General features: G+C 72.9%; 9 protein-coding genes, 1 pseudogene and 1 riboswitch. Of the genes and pseudogenes, 8 read left to right on the forward strand and 2 right to left on the reverse strand.

Annotated elements, in window-relative coordinates; all coding sequences use genetic code 11:
* Positions 1 to 248: 248 nt before the first annotated feature.
* The 3 genes from mfd to E6R62_RS13320 all read left to right on the forward strand — a co-directional run bounded on the left by mfd (position 249) and on the right by E6R62_RS13320 (position 6,065).
* Positions 249 to 3,782, forward strand: coding sequence for a transcription-repair coupling factor (mfd, locus tag E6R62_RS13310; RefSeq protein ID WP_136213592.1), 3,534 nt, complete (start codon positions 249 to 251; stop codon positions 3,780 to 3,782).
* 157 nt (positions 3,783 to 3,939) lie between these two features.
* Positions 3,940 to 4,566: a hypothetical protein gene (locus E6R62_RS13315; RefSeq protein ID WP_136213593.1), complete on the forward strand. Its 627-nt coding sequence runs from the start codon at positions 3,940 to 3,942 to the stop codon at positions 4,564 to 4,566.
* A complete protein-coding gene (locus tag E6R62_RS13320) occupies positions 4,563 to 6,065 on the forward strand; it encodes a serine/threonine-protein kinase (RefSeq protein WP_276615570.1) in 1,503 nt (500 codons plus the stop codon). The genes E6R62_RS13315 and E6R62_RS13320 overlap by 4 nt, the downstream gene beginning before the upstream one ends.
* A 119-nt stretch (positions 6,066 to 6,184) precedes the next feature.
* Here E6R62_RS13320 and E6R62_RS13325 read toward each other — a convergent pair.
* Positions 6,185 to 6,470 (reverse strand): annotated as a pseudogene (locus tag E6R62_RS13325) (hypothetical protein); the annotation flags it as partial.
* Positions 6,471 to 6,665: 195 nt separating this feature from the next.
* Here E6R62_RS13325 and E6R62_RS13330 point away from each other — a divergent pair.
* On the forward strand, positions 6,666 to 7,289 hold the full coding sequence (locus E6R62_RS13330) for a SurA N-terminal domain-containing protein (protein ID WP_136213594.1): 624 nt from the start codon (positions 6,666 to 6,668) through the stop codon (positions 7,287 to 7,289).
* Positions 7,290 to 7,349: 60 nt separating this feature from the next.
* The gene (locus tag E6R62_RS13335) at positions 7,350 to 8,342 is read left to right on the forward strand and encodes a nucleoside triphosphate pyrophosphohydrolase (RefSeq protein WP_136213595.1); all 993 of its coding nucleotides are present in this window, start codon (positions 7,350 to 7,352) and stop codon (positions 8,340 to 8,342) included.
* A 59-nt stretch (positions 8,343 to 8,401) separates the two neighbouring features.
* Here the strand turns inward: E6R62_RS13335 and E6R62_RS13340 are convergent, their stop codons facing one another.
* A complete protein-coding gene (locus tag E6R62_RS13340; RefSeq protein WP_240801646.1) occupies positions 8,402 to 9,610 on the reverse strand; it encodes a globin domain-containing protein in 1,209 nt (402 codons plus the stop codon).
* Between the two features lie 130 nt (positions 9,611 to 9,740).
* On the opposite strand from E6R62_RS13340, the gene E6R62_RS13345 reads away from it, so the two are divergent.
* From E6R62_RS13345 to E6R62_RS13355, 3 genes are all read left to right on the forward strand, one after another.
* Positions 9,741 to 11,015, forward strand: coding sequence for a cytochrome P450 (locus E6R62_RS13345; protein WP_136213597.1), 1,275 nt, complete (start codon positions 9,741 to 9,743; stop codon positions 11,013 to 11,015).
* Between the two features lie 114 nt (positions 11,016 to 11,129).
* Positions 11,130 to 12,179 carry a transglycosylase family protein gene (locus E6R62_RS13350; protein ID WP_136213598.1) on the forward strand — a complete coding sequence of 350 codons (1,050 nt, stop codon included), beginning with the start codon at positions 11,130 to 11,132 and terminating at the stop codon, positions 12,177 to 12,179.
* A 276-nt stretch (positions 12,180 to 12,455) separates the two neighbouring features.
* A riboswitch (cyclic di-AMP (ydaO/yuaA leader) is annotated at positions 12,456 to 12,625 on the forward strand.
* 3 nt (positions 12,626 to 12,628) lie between these two features.
* Positions 12,629 to 13,342 carry a transglycosylase family protein gene (locus E6R62_RS13355; RefSeq protein WP_136213599.1) on the forward strand — a complete coding sequence of 238 codons (714 nt, stop codon included), beginning with the start codon at positions 12,629 to 12,631 and terminating at the stop codon, positions 13,340 to 13,342.
* The last annotated feature ends 192 nt before the right edge of the window (positions 13,343 to 13,534 follow it).

A 13,534-nucleotide genomic window follows, 5' to 3' on the forward strand; every position in this document is an offset into this window, starting at 1 on the left:
TGCGGCGGGGCGACTCGGCACGCTCGGTCGGTACGTCCGGACATCGTAGAGCGGCGGGGACGCGGCCCGGGCGCCCGGGGCGGGCCGCCCGGTCGTTGGCCGCCGCCGGGGCGGGCGGTGGGTGCGCCCGCGTCCGGGGCGGCAATCCCACGCGCGGCTGTCGGCCCCGCGTCGTAGGCTGGAGCCCCCGGCCCGTTCACGTGTCGGGCCCTTCGCGTTGCCCCTCCACCGGACGGAAAGCCTCCTTCATGAGCCTGCACGGACTGCTCGACGCCGTCACCCGGGACCCCGCGCTCGCCGAGGCGGTCGCCGCGGCCGGGGACGGCAACCGGATGCACGTCGACCTGGTGGGTCCGCCCGCGGCGCGGCCCTTCGCGATCGCCGCGCTGGCCCGACGCACCGAGCGGACCGTCCTCGCCGTGACCGCCACCGGGCGCGAGGCGGAGGACCTGGCGGCAGCGCTGCGGTCCTTCCTGCCCGCCGACGAGGTGGCGGAGTACCCCTCCTGGGAGACGCTGCCGCACGAGCGGCTCTCGCCGCGCAGCGACACCGTGGGCCGGCGGCTCGCGGTGCTGCGCCGGCTCACCCACCCCAGCAAGGACGATCCGGCGGCGGGTCCGGTGAGTGTCGTCGTCGCACCGATCCGTTCGGTGCTCCAGCCGCAGGTCAAGGGGCTGGGCGAGCTGGTGCCGGTGAGTTTGCGGCAGGGGCGGAGCGTCGACCTGGGGCAGGTCACCGAGGCGCTGGCCGCCGCCGCGTACGCGCGGGTCGAGCTGGTGGAGAAGCGCGGCGAGTTCGCGGTGCGCGGCGGCATCCTCGATGTGTTCCCGCCCACAGAGGAGCACCCGCTGCGCGTGGAGTTCTGGGGCGACGAGGTCGAGGAGATCCGCTACTTCAAGGTCGCCGACCAGAGGTCCCTGGAGATCGCCGAGCACGGTCTGTGGGCGCCGCCGTGCCGGGAGCTGCTGCTGACGGACGAGGTGCGGGAGCGGGCGGCGGCACTGGCCGAGGAGCACCCCGAGCTCGGGGAACTGCTGCACAAGATCGCGGAGGGCATCGCCGTCGAGGGCATGGAGTCCCTCGCGCCCGTCCTCGTCGACGACATGGAACTGCTGATCGACGTCCTGCCGGCCGGGTCCATGGCGGTGGTCTGCGACCCCGAGCGGGTCCGGACGCGGGCCGCCGACCTGGTGGCGACCTCGCAGGAGTTCCTCATGGCGTCATGGGCGGCCACCGCCGGCGGCGGCGCGGCGCCCATCGACGTCGGCGCGGCCTCGCTGCGCGGCATCGCGGACGTCCGCGACCGGGCCCGCGAGATCGGCATGATGTGGTGGTCGGTGTCCCCCTTCGCGGCCGACGACACCGACCTGAGCGCCGACACCCTCAAACTCGGCATGCACGCCCCCGAGGCGTACCGCGGCGACACCGCCCGCGCCCTCGCCGACACCAAGGCCTGGATCGCCGACGGCTGGTACACCGTCTACCTGACCGAGGGCCACGGCCCGGCCGCCCGCACCGTCGAGGTGCTCGGCGGCGAGGGCATCGCGGCCCGCCTGGAGGCGGACCTGCGCACCCTGGAGCCGTCGCTCGTACACGTGTCGTGCGCCTCCCTCGACCAGGGCTTCGTGGACCCGGACCGCAAGATCGCCGTCCTGACCGAGACCGACCTGACGGGCCAGCGCACCGCCAGCAAGGACCTGGGCCGGATGCCGACCCGGCGCCGCAAGTCCATCGACCCCCTCACGCTGGAGACCGGCGACTACATCGTGCACGAGCAGCACGGCGTCGGCCGCTACATCGAGATGGTGCAGCGCACCGTCCAGGGCGCCACCCGCGAGTACCTCCTCGTCGAGTACGCGCCCGCCAAGCGCGGCCAGCCCGGCGACCGGCTGTACATCCCCACCGACCAGCTGGAGCAGGTCACCAAGTACGTCGGCGGCGAGGCCCCGACGCTGCACCGGCTCGGCGGCGCGGACTGGACGAAGACCAAGGCGCGCGCGAAGAAGGCCGTCAAGGAGATCGCCGCCGACCTGATCAAGCTCTACAGCGCGCGGATGGCCGCCCCCGGCCACACCTTCGGCCCGGACACGCCCTGGCAGCGGGAGCTGGAGGACGCCTTCCCGTACGCGGAGACCCCCGACCAACTCACCACCATCGCCGAGGTCAAGGAGGACATGGAGAAGTCCGTCCCCATGGACCGCCTCGTCTGCGGCGACGTCGGCTACGGCAAGACCGAGATCGCCGTGCGAGCGGCGTTCAAGGCGGTCCAGGACGGCAAGCAGGTCGCGGTCCTCGTCCCCACCACCCTCCTGGTGCAGCAGCACTTCGGTACCTTCTCCGAGCGCTACAGCCAGTTCCCCGTCAACGTGAGGGCGCTGTCGCGCTTCCAGTCCGACACCGAGTCCAAGGCCACCCTGGAGGGGCTGCGCGAGGGCTCGGTGGACGTGGTCATCGGCACCCACCGGCTGTTCTCGCAGGAGACGAAGTTCAAGGACCTGGGCCTGGTCATCGTCGACGAGGAGCAGCGCTTCGGCGTCGAGCACAAGGAGCAGCTGAAGAAGTTGCGCGCCAACGTCGACGTGCTGACCATGTCCGCGACGCCGATCCCGCGCACCCTGGAGATGGCGGTGACCGGCATCCGCGAGATGTCGACGATCACCACCCCGCCGGAGGAGCGGCACCCGGTGCTCACCTTCGTCGGCCCGTACGAGGAGAAGCAGATCGGCGCGGCCATCCGGCGCGAGCTGCTGCGCGAGGGCCAGTGCTTCTACATCCACAACCGGGTGGAGTCCATCGACCGGGCCGCCGCGAAGCTGCGCGAGATCGTGCCCGAGGCGCGGATCGCGACGGCGCACGGCCAGATGTCCGAGCAGGCCCTGGAGCAGGTGGTGGTGGACTTCTGGGAGAAGAAGTTCGACGTGCTCGTCTCCACCACGATCGTCGAGTCGGGCATCGACATCTCCAACGCCAACACCCTCATCGTGGAGCGCGGCGACAACTTCGGTCTGTCGCAGCTGCACCAGCTGCGCGGCCGCGTCGGCCGCAGCCGCGAGCGCGGGTACGCGTACTTCCTCTACCCGCCGGAGAAGCCGCTGACCGAGACCGCGCACGAGCGGCTCGCGACGATCGCCCAGCACACCGAGATGGGCGCCGGCATGTACGTGGCGATGAAGGACCTGGAGATCCGCGGCGCGGGCAACCTGCTGGGCGGCGAGCAGTCCGGGCACATCGCGGGCGTCGGCTTCGACCTCTACATCCGCATGGTCGGCGAGGCCGTGGCCGACTACCGGGCCGCGGTGGAGGGCGCCGTGGAGGAGGAGCCGCCGCTGGAGGTGAAGATCGAGCTGCCGGTCGACGCGCACGTCCCGCACGACTACGCGCCCGGCGAGCGGCTGCGCCTCCAGGCGTACCGGTCCATCGCGTCGGCGAACTCCGAGGCCGACATCAAGGCCGTACGCGAGGAGCTGACCGACCGCTACGGCAAGCTGCCCGAGCCGGTGGAGAACCTGCTGCTGGTGGCGGGGCTGCGGATGCTGGCCCGCGCCTGCGGGGTCGGCGACATCACCCTCCAGGGCAACAACGTCAGGTTCGGCCCGGTGGAGTTGCGCGAATCGCAGGAGCTGCGGCTGGGGCGGCTCTACCCGGGGGCGGTGCTCAAGCCCGCCACCTCACAGGTGCTGATCCCGCGGCCGAAGACCGCGAAGGTCGGCGGGAAGCCGCTCGTCGGGCGGGAACTGCTGGCCTGGACGGGCGAGTTCCTCACCACCGTCCTCGGCTCGTAACGGCGGACGCGAGGCGGTCCGGAACCCCAGGTTCCGGCCGCCTCGCCGGTGTTCGCGCGGCGACCGTACAACGGTTGCGCACATCCCCTCTCCATGGCCGGAAACGCTGTATACGCTCATACCCGCAACCCTTCCGCACGGCCCGTCAGGAGCACCGATGCACGCCCCCGGCATCCCGCCGCAGCATCAACACCAGCCCCGTAACGAGGGCGTGGTGGCGCTGCGCGTGCTGTTCGCGCTGCTGCCGGTCCTGAGCTGCGGATTCCTGGCCTGGGGCTCGATGCTGCGGCTCGCGATCGTGACCCGCGCCGCCCGCGACTGGACGCTGCTCGCGCTCAGCTGCGTGCTCTCGGTCGTGTGGATCGCGCTGATCGGCGCCGACCCGACCCCGGACACCAGCGGCTGGCAGGGCAACGCCGGCGCCGGCGGCACCCTCCTCACGGGCTTCGCCACCTGCGTGTACTTCCTCGTCGCCGACATCCGGCACCACGAGAAGCAGGCGGTCGCACCCGCCGCGCACTGGTACGCGGCCCCGAACCCGCCCTACCCGAACCCGCGGCAGGCCACGCCGGCCTACGGTTACCCGCCCGCCCAGACGCCCGTCCCGACGCCCCCGCCCCCGCAGGTCCCGCCGCAGCCCACCCCGCCGCCGCGCATCGGGCAGGTCCGCGCCGAGCTCGACGAGCTCAGCGAGCTGCTGCGCAAGCAGACCCCGCACCCGCCGCGCCCCGGCGGCCCCTACCAGGAGCCGAACCCGACCGCCGTGCAGGACCCCCAGCCGTGACCGACCGGCTGATCGGCGAGCGCTACCAGCTCGCCTCCATCCTGGGCCAGGGCGGCATGGGCCAGGTGTGGACCGCCTACGACCGGCGCCTGGACCGCCGCGTCGCCGTCAAGCTGCTGCGCCCCGACAAGGTCGCCGGCCCCGGCACCGTCGCCGAGGAGCTGCGCCGCCGCTTCGTGCGCGAATGCCGGGTGACGGCGCAGGTCGACCACCCCGGGCTGGTCACGGTGCACGACGCCGGCGACGACGGAGACGAACTCTTCCTCGTGATGGGGCACGTCGAGGGCTCCAACCTGGCCGACCACCTCGTCGAGCACAGCCCGTACCCCTGGCAGTGGGCCGTCGCGGTCGCCGCGCAACTGTGTTCCGTGCTGTCGGCGGTGCACGCGGTGCCGATCGTGCACCGCGACCTGAAGCCCCGCAACGTGATGGTCCGCCCGGACGGCACCGTGCTGGTGCTCGACCTCGGCGTCGCCTCGGTGATGGACACCGACACCACCCGCCTCACCAGCACCGGCACGCCCATCGGCAGCCCCGCCTACATGGCCCCCGAGCAGGCCATGGGCGGCGCGGTGGGCCCGGGCACCGACCTGTACGCGCTCGGTGTGCTCCTGTACGAACTCCTCAGCGGCAACGTCCCCTTCGCCGGGTCGACCGCGCTCGGCGTGCTGCACCGGCACCTGTACGAGCCCCCGGCCCCGGTGCGCCGCACACGGCCGGAGATCCCGCACGCGCTGGAGGCCGTACTCCTGCACCTGCTGGCCAAGGACCCGCAGGACCGGCCCGACTCCGCGCAGGCGGTCTACGAGGCCCTCGCGCCGCTGCTGCCCCGCCAGGGCGGCTCCCCCGCGGGGCCGCTCGACCCGACCCGGCCCTTCCTGCGCCCCCAGGCCCCCTGGCCCGACCGCGCCACGGCTCCCCAGACCCCGCCGCAACCCCCGGCCGCGCCCCGGCCCGACATCCCGGGAGCGGTGGACGAGGCGCGCGAGCTGCTGGACCAGGGGCGGCTCACCCAGGCCGTGGACATCCTCGGCGGCATCCTCCCGGCGGCGGCCGCCGAGCACGGGGAGCACTCACCGGTGGTCCGTTCGCTGCGCAAGCAGTACGCGGCCACCCTGATGGACGACGGCCAGTACCGCCGCGCCCTGCCCGAACTGCGCCGGCTCGCCGAGGAGTTCCCGGCCGGGGACGCCCAGTCGCTGCGGTTCCGCTACGACGCCGCGCAGTGCCTCGAACAGCTCGGGGAACCGGCGGCGGCGCTCGCCGAATACCGCTCCCTGCTCCCGCTGTTCGAGAACCACTACGCGAACCCGGACCCGGGCCTGCCGCTGGAGGTCCGGCGCCGAATAGCCCACCTGCTGCTGTCCATGGGCGACCGGGCGTCGGCCCACGACACCCTGGTCCGCCTCCTGTTCGACGCGGACCGCCTGCACGGACCGAACCACCCCCTCCCGTCGGAGATCCGCCGCACCCTCCAGTGGCTCGGCCAGGTCCGCTGAGTCACCCCCGGCGGCGTCGCCGGGCCCGAACCGTCACCGCTCGCAGGGCAGCCACCACCAGGGCGGGCCGCCGCCGACGGTCGAGCACCGCCCAGGCCGCCGTCGCCAGGGCCGCCCGCGGTGACGACGTACACCGCCAGATCGATGTCCGTACGCGGGAAGAGCCCCACCAACGGGGCGAAGGGGCTGCTCAGCGCCCTCGGCGGGGCCGTGCAGCAGGTCCCACAGGTACGCGTGGAAGGGCACGAACTGGTTGCCGAGGTCGTTGACGCCGCGGTGGCGGTGCCCGTACGGGAACACGCGCGCGACGGCGTCCCCCGCGCACACGGCCGTCGTCGTCGGCAGGGCGGCGAAAGCGGCGCCCAGGAGCGAGGCGCGGCGCCGGGAGCGGTGCGGTGTCGACATGGTGGGCCGACCCTGGCAGCGGCACCGGTCCGCGCGATGACCGCGGGATGGCGCCGGCGCGAACACGCGCCGCACCCCGACACCCCGGTAATCGTTGGTCGAACCGGTGGCTCGGAACCCCCCGACTGCATACCATCGATCACCGCACGGCCTTCTTGTGCATTGCCGCACAATCTCCCGGCCCTGGAGGCTCCTTTGCACCGTCGCACAGCGCTCTCCGTCTCCGCCGCCCTGCTCGCGGCGGCCCCCCTGCTGTCCGCTTGCTCCGGCCAGGCACATCCCGGCACGGCGGCCGTCGTCGGCGGCGAACGGATCACCACCTCAGCGCTCCAGGCCCAGGTGAACGATGTCCGCAGCGCGCAGAACCGTTCCGAGCAGGGCGCCCAACTGATCGAGGCGACGCCCCGCCTGGACCGGTCCAAGCTGAACCGGATGATCCAGAGCGCCGTCCTGGAACGCGCCGCGAAGGACGCCGGGATCACCGTGACGACGCGGGAGATCGAGGACGTCCGCAAGGCCCAGCTCCAGCAGGCCGGCACCCCCGCGGCGCTGGAGACGGCGGCCCTCCAGCAGGCCCAGCTGGCGCCCGACCAGATGGACGCCGACACCCGCTTCAAGCTGTTGCGCGACAAGCTGTTCGAGCACTACGGCAACCAGGACAAGGCGCTGGAGAAGCTCGGCGCCGCCGCGAACGCGCTGCACGTCCAGGTGAACCCGCGCTACGGCCGCTGGGACGCGCGGCAGATCCTGCTCGGCGACGAGACCACCCCGTGGATCAACCGGCAGACCCGACCCGAGCAGGCCCCCGCCGGGGCCTGAGCCCTACGCGGGCCCGCCCCGGCGGGACCCCTGTCGTACGCGCGGAGGTAGGTTCGGAGGGTGACTGAGCACGCGCCGCCCCCCGAGCCCACCGGCCGCATCGTCCTGCTGACCACCAGCCACCGGGTCGCCCCCGGCCTGCTGTCCTGGTCCGCCTGGCAGGCCCTGCGGACCGCCGACCGGGTGCTGTGCGCCGACGCCGGCCACCCGCAGCTTCCGTACCTGCGCGAGGCGGGCGTGGACGTGGAGCACGAGATCCCCGACGCCCACGCCCTCGTCGAGGCGTGCGCCGGCGGCCGCACCGTCGTGGTGCTGCCGACCGGCGAGGGCGACCAGCGGCTCACCGACGGACTGGCCCGCCTGGCCGGCTCCGGCCGCCTCGCCATGCCCGACCTGGAGTTGCTGCCCGGCTCCTACGACCTGCCAGGCGCCCGCCTCCTCGACCTGGTCCAGGTGATGGACCGGGTGCGCCGCGAATGCCCCTGGACCTCGCGGCAGACCCACGAGGGGCTGGTGAAGTACGCGCTGGAGGAGGCGTACGAGCTGGTCGAGGCGATCGAGGCGGGCGACCGCGAGGAACTGCGCGAGGAACTGGGCGACGTGCTGCTCCAGGTCGTCTTCCACGCGCGGATCGCGCAGGAGGGCGGCCCCGAGGACGAGGACGAGCCGTTCTCCATCGACGACGTGGCCGGGGACCTGGTCGAGAAGCTGATCCGGCGGCACCCCCACGTCTTCGGCGACGAGGCGGCCGAGACGCCCGAGGACGTCAGCGCGCACTGGCAGCGGACCAAGGCGGTGGAGAAGCAGCGGCAGTCGGTCACCGACGGCATCCCGCTGGGCCAGCCCGCTCTCGCGCTCGCGGCCAAGCTGGCGGGCCGCGCCCGGGCCGGCGCGCCGGACGTGGGCCTGCCCCGCGGCGAGGGTGTCGGGTACGAACTGCTCGAACTGGCGGCGCGCGCCGAGGCGGAGGGCGTCGACCCCGAGACGGCGCTGCGCGCCGCGGCCCGCGCCTACCGGGCGGCGATCCGGGCGGCGGAGGGCCTCACGGAGTAGCGGAGCACGGCAGCGGGGAAGCAGGGGAGAAGAGGAGAAGAGGAGAAGGGGTGCGGGGGTCAGGGCTCCCGCGGCGCGCGGGCGGCGGGGTCGAGCCAGTGCGGTGACGGGCGGCTGAGGAACCATTCGCCGAAGCCGAGGGGACGCCCGTTCGGGCCGTGGCCGCCTCCGGTCCCGACGGCGGGCACGGTGTCGTGGAAGACGTGCCCGGGGTGCGCGCCCAGCCGCTCCAGGAGGCGGGCGGTCGACTCGATGAACGGCGCCGGCCCGCTGAGGTAGACGTCCTGCTCCCACCACAGCCCGCGGTGGCCGAGCGCGGTCGCGAGCCGGTCGGTGGCCTCGTTGCGGTGCTGTCCGGGGGCCGGGGTGATGTAGGTGACGGCGAGCCACCCGAAGGCGTCGGCGTACGCGTCGATGAACGGGCGGTCGTAGAGGTGCGCGGCGTCCCGCGCGACCACGAAGAGCCGTACGTCCCGGTCCGGCGGGCGCTGCGCGAGCTCCTCCAGCAGGGCGCGGACCGGTGCCCAGCCGGTGCCGGCGGCGATGAGGGTGACGGGGCGGCCGTCACGGCGCAGCGTCAGACCGCCGCCGGGCGCCCCCAGGCGCAGCGTCTCGCCCGGGTCGGTGCCGCCGACCAGGACGGTGCTGAGCCGGCCCCCCTCGATCCGGCTCACGTGCAGGTCGACCGTCCCGTCGGGGCGGGGCGCGTTGCCCAGCGAGTACGTGCGCCATGTCGCCGGGACGCGGTCGCTGCTCACGCTCACGTACTGGCCCGGCCGGTGGCCCAGCGGGAGGTGCGGGTGCAGGGTCAGTACGGCGACGTCCCGCCCGTACCGCAGGTGGCGCACGATCCGCGCGTCCCACCAGGGTGGGTCCTCGCTCTGCGCGGCCGCGGCGGTCATCACCCCGGCGATCACCCGGTACGCCTCGGCCCAGGCCCGCGCGACGGGCGGGGTCCACGCCTCGCCGGCGGCCTCGGCCAGCGCGGCGAGCAGGCTGGTGCCGACGGCCTCGTACTGCTCGGGGCCGGCCAGGAACTTGCGGTGGTCCCGTCCGAGGTCGCGGAGATAAGGGAGGAGCGACTCGCTCTCCAGATGCGCGACGACGTGGGCGAGGGCGGCGAACAGCCGGTCGCGCTGGCGTTCCATCTCCTCCCGGGAGGCGGGGAAGAGGGAGCGGATCTCGGGGTGGTGCCAGAAGAGGTGGGAGTAGAAGAACCTGGCCGCGTGCTCGGCGCGTCTCTCCACCACGGCGAAGCTGCTCTTCAAGATCCTTACGTCCACAGCACCGAAGTAGGAACGGCGGACGCGGGCCGGGTCAAGGGATGGCGTATCTACGGCCAGCCCCGACGAACCGCTCATAGCGGATGCCGGCCGGCGGCCGGGATACGGTCGTCGGGTGCACGAGCCGACTCCCGCAGCCCCCGAAGACCCCGCCTCCCCCCAGGGCCCCACCCTGTTCGACTGGGAGTTCGCCACCGACCCGTACCCGGCGTACGCCTGGCTGCGCGAGCACGCGCCCGTGCACCGGACCAAGCTGCCCAGCGGGGTCGAGGCATGGCTCGTGACCCGGTACGCCGACGCCCGCCAGGCCCTCGCCGACCAGCGGCTCAGCAAGAACCCGGCGCACCACGCGGAGCCGGCGCACGCCAAGGGCAAGACCGGCATCCCGGGCGAGCGCAAGGCCGAGCTGATGACGCACCTGCTGAACATCGACCCGCCCGACCACACCCGACTGCGGCGGCTGGTGTCGAAGGCCTTCACCCCGCGCAGGGTCGCGGCGTTCGCCCCGCGGGTGCAGGAGCTGACCGACCACCTCATCGAGCGGTTCGAGAGCAGGGGTGAGGCGGACCTCATCCACGAGTTCGCGTTCCCGCTCCCCATCTACGCCATTTGCGAGATGCTCGGCGTCCCCCGCGAGGACCAGGACGACTTCCGGGACTGGGCCGGGATGATGATCCGCCACGGCGGCGGTCCGCGCGGCGGTGTGGCCCGCTCGGTCAAGCAGATGCGGACCTACCTCGGTGAACTCATCCACCGCAAAAGGGATGATCTGGGCGATGATCTCATCTCGGACCTGATCCGGGCCAGTGACCACGGCGACCACCTGACGGAGGCCGAGGCCACCGCCATGGCCTTCATCCTGCTTTTCGCCGGTTTCGAGACCACGGTCAACCTGATCGGGAACGGGCTGCACGCGCTGTTCATGAACCCCGGTCAGCGCGCGCGCCTACAGGCGTCGCTGGCCGCCGGGGAGAGCGCCCTGCTGGCCACGGGCGTCGAGGAACTCCTGCGCTACGACGGCCCGGTGGAGCTGGCGACCTGGCGCTTCGCCACCGAGTCCTTCGTCCTCGGCGGGCAGGAGATCGCGCTCGGGGACCCGGTCCTCGTGGTCCTCGCGGCGGCGGACCGGGACCCGGAACGGTTCGCGGAACCGGACACCCTGGACCTCTCCCGAAGTGACAATCAGCACCTCGGGTACGGCCACGGCATCCACTACTGCCTCGGCGCCCCGCTCGCCCGGCTCGAAGGCCAGACCGCGCTCGCGAGTTTGCTGTTGCGTCTGCCCGATCTGGAACTGGCCGTTCCACCTGCGGACCTGCGGTGGCGCGGCGGACTGATCATGCGTGGCCTGCGCACGCTTCCGGTCCGCTTCACACCCCGAAACATCTGAGGGCATAACCGGGCAGCACCTGACCCGAAGTCAGTTACCGGTCGAACTTGTGACATGCGTTCGAAGGGGGCTAGGTTCTGCCGTTACCCCGCCGTTATGCGAAAGGTGCACTACATGCGTTCCGGGAACGGCCGCCACAGACGCCCCCGCCAGGTACCCGCCCTCGTCGTCACCGCCGGAGTCACGGGCTCCGCGTTGGCGCTCCCGCTGCTCGCGGCCACCAACGCCTCGGCCGCCGACACGTCCACGTGGGACAACGTCGCCGAGTGCGAGAGCGGCGGGACCTGGAGCGCCGACTTCGGCAGCGGGGCCTACGGCGGACTCCAGTTCACCCAGGAGCAGTGGAACAACGCGGGCGGCCTGGAGTACGCGAAGCGTCCCGACCTCGCCAGCCGGTCGCAGCAGATAGCCGTCGGCGAGCGGGTCCTGGCGTCGCAGGGCCCCCAGGCCTGGCCCCTGTGCGCCGCGTCGTCCGGGCTGGTCAAGGACGGCCCCGCCGCCGACGTGGACCCGGGCGCGTTGGGCACCCCCCGGAAGGTCGCCCCCAGCCCGTCCCGCCCCGACACCGCCGTACCGAACGCCGACCCGGGCGACCCCGCCACCGACTTCGGCGCGCCCACCCCGACCCCAGCCGCCCCGGGCCCGTCGGCCACGGCGCCGTTCACGCTGCCCATCGCGCCGCTCGCGCCGAACAGCGGACTGCCCGTCATGCCCGACCCGGACCTGCCGACGACTCCGGCGCAGCCCGGCGACCCGGCCACCACCGCGCCGGTGACGCCGACGACCCCGGGCACGCCGACCACGCCGACCGCCCCCGGCACCCCCACCAACCCGGCCACGCCGTCCCCGTCCGGGACGCCCGCCACCCCTGCCGAGCCGGCCACCGGGACGCCGTCCGCCCCCTCGAACGCGCCGACCACCGACTCCGCGACGGAGGGCAGCGGCAAGCACCGCGGCCCGGCGGCGGTCGAGGCACCCGCGGCGTCTGACGCGGCGTCGGAGCCCACGTACACGGTGAAGGCGGGCGACAGCCTGACCGCCATCGCGAACGCCCAGGGGCTCAAGGGGGGCTGGAACGCGCTCTACCAAGCCAACGAGCAGGTCATCGGCAACGACGCCGACCTCATCAAGCCCGGTCAGAATCTGGATCTAACCAAGAAATAACGGGCACTTCGGGCAGCCGTAAAGACCTGAATGCCCGTTATCCGCAAGTGAGACATGCGTCTCTTCAGGTCAACTGGCGTGTCTCGTACCGAAGCTCCCACAAACCCCGCCCTCACCTGCGAAAACGCCCCTAAGCGGAACGCAAGCAGGTCGATTTCTCCCCGATGTCCCTCGTTGAACATCGGGGAGAGACCTGTCTACCTTCTGAATCGCTCGTCACCGCGAGCCTCTTCGACCGCATCGCCGAATCCTGCCGGCGGACGGAGAGAACAGTCGTCGCGTAAAGCGCCGAAGGCAGGAGCGGGGGAACCAAGGTAGGCGCCGGGAAAGGCCGTTGAGAGACGGTCGCAACCGGCTAGGGGTTAAGCCGCGCGCTGGTCGCGCGGCCGGGCAACTCACTCGCCCGAACCCGACAGCTCACCTCGCAGGCGTCGGTGAGGAGAAACTCCATGCTGCTTTCCGGCAAGGGCAAGCACCGCCGCGCCTCCAAGGCGACCCGCATCGTCACGCTCGCCGGTGTCACCGGTGTCGCCGTCGCCGCGCCCCTCATGGCCGCCGGCTCCGCGAGCGCCGCGACCGCCTCCGAGTGGGACCACGTCGCGGCGTGCGAGTCCGGCGGCAACTGGGCCATCAACACCGGCAACGGTTACTACGGCGGCCTGCAGTTCTCGTCCTCCACCTGGGCCGCCTACGGCGGCAAGGCGTACGCCTCCCAGGCCAACCAGGCCTCCAAGGCGCAGCAGATAGCCGTCGCCGAGAAGGTCCTCAAGAGCCAGGGCAAGGGCGCCTGGCCGTCCTGTGGCGTGGGCCTGTCGAACTCCTCCTACAGCGGCGGCGGCTCGGCCTCGGCCCCCAAGCCCGCCCCGAAGGTCGAGACCAAGAAGAAGGAAGCCGCCCCGGCGCCGAAGACGGCGACCAAGCGCGCCGAAGCCCCGGTCACCCGCTCCGAGCGCTCCACCGAGGCCGCCCCCAAGACCTCCCCGAAGACCGAGGCCCCGAAGACGGGCAACGGTTCGTACGAGGTCAAGGAAGGCGACACGCTGGGCACCATCGCCCAGGTGAACGACGTCAAGGGCGGCTGGGAGAAGCTCTTCGAGCTGAACAAGGACATCGTCCCCGACGCAGACCTGATCTTCCCGGGCCAGAAGCTGAAGCTCAGCTGAACCATCGGGTAACCCCGAGTCCGACCACCGCCCGGCGCGTACCCCTCCACGCGCCGGGCGGTGGTGCGTCCGCGGCCGGAAGCCGGCGGGGCACACGGGGTGGCGGCCGCACGGCGGTCGAAGGCACTCGCTTTGTCCGGGAAAGCAGGCGTACGGCCGCTTTTTCGTCCCAGGACCCGGGCAGTCGGCCGG

It is taken from the genome of Streptomyces sp. A1136, from assembly GCF_004795055.1.
Lineage (GTDB): Bacteria > Actinomycetota > Actinomycetes > Streptomycetales > Streptomycetaceae > Streptomyces.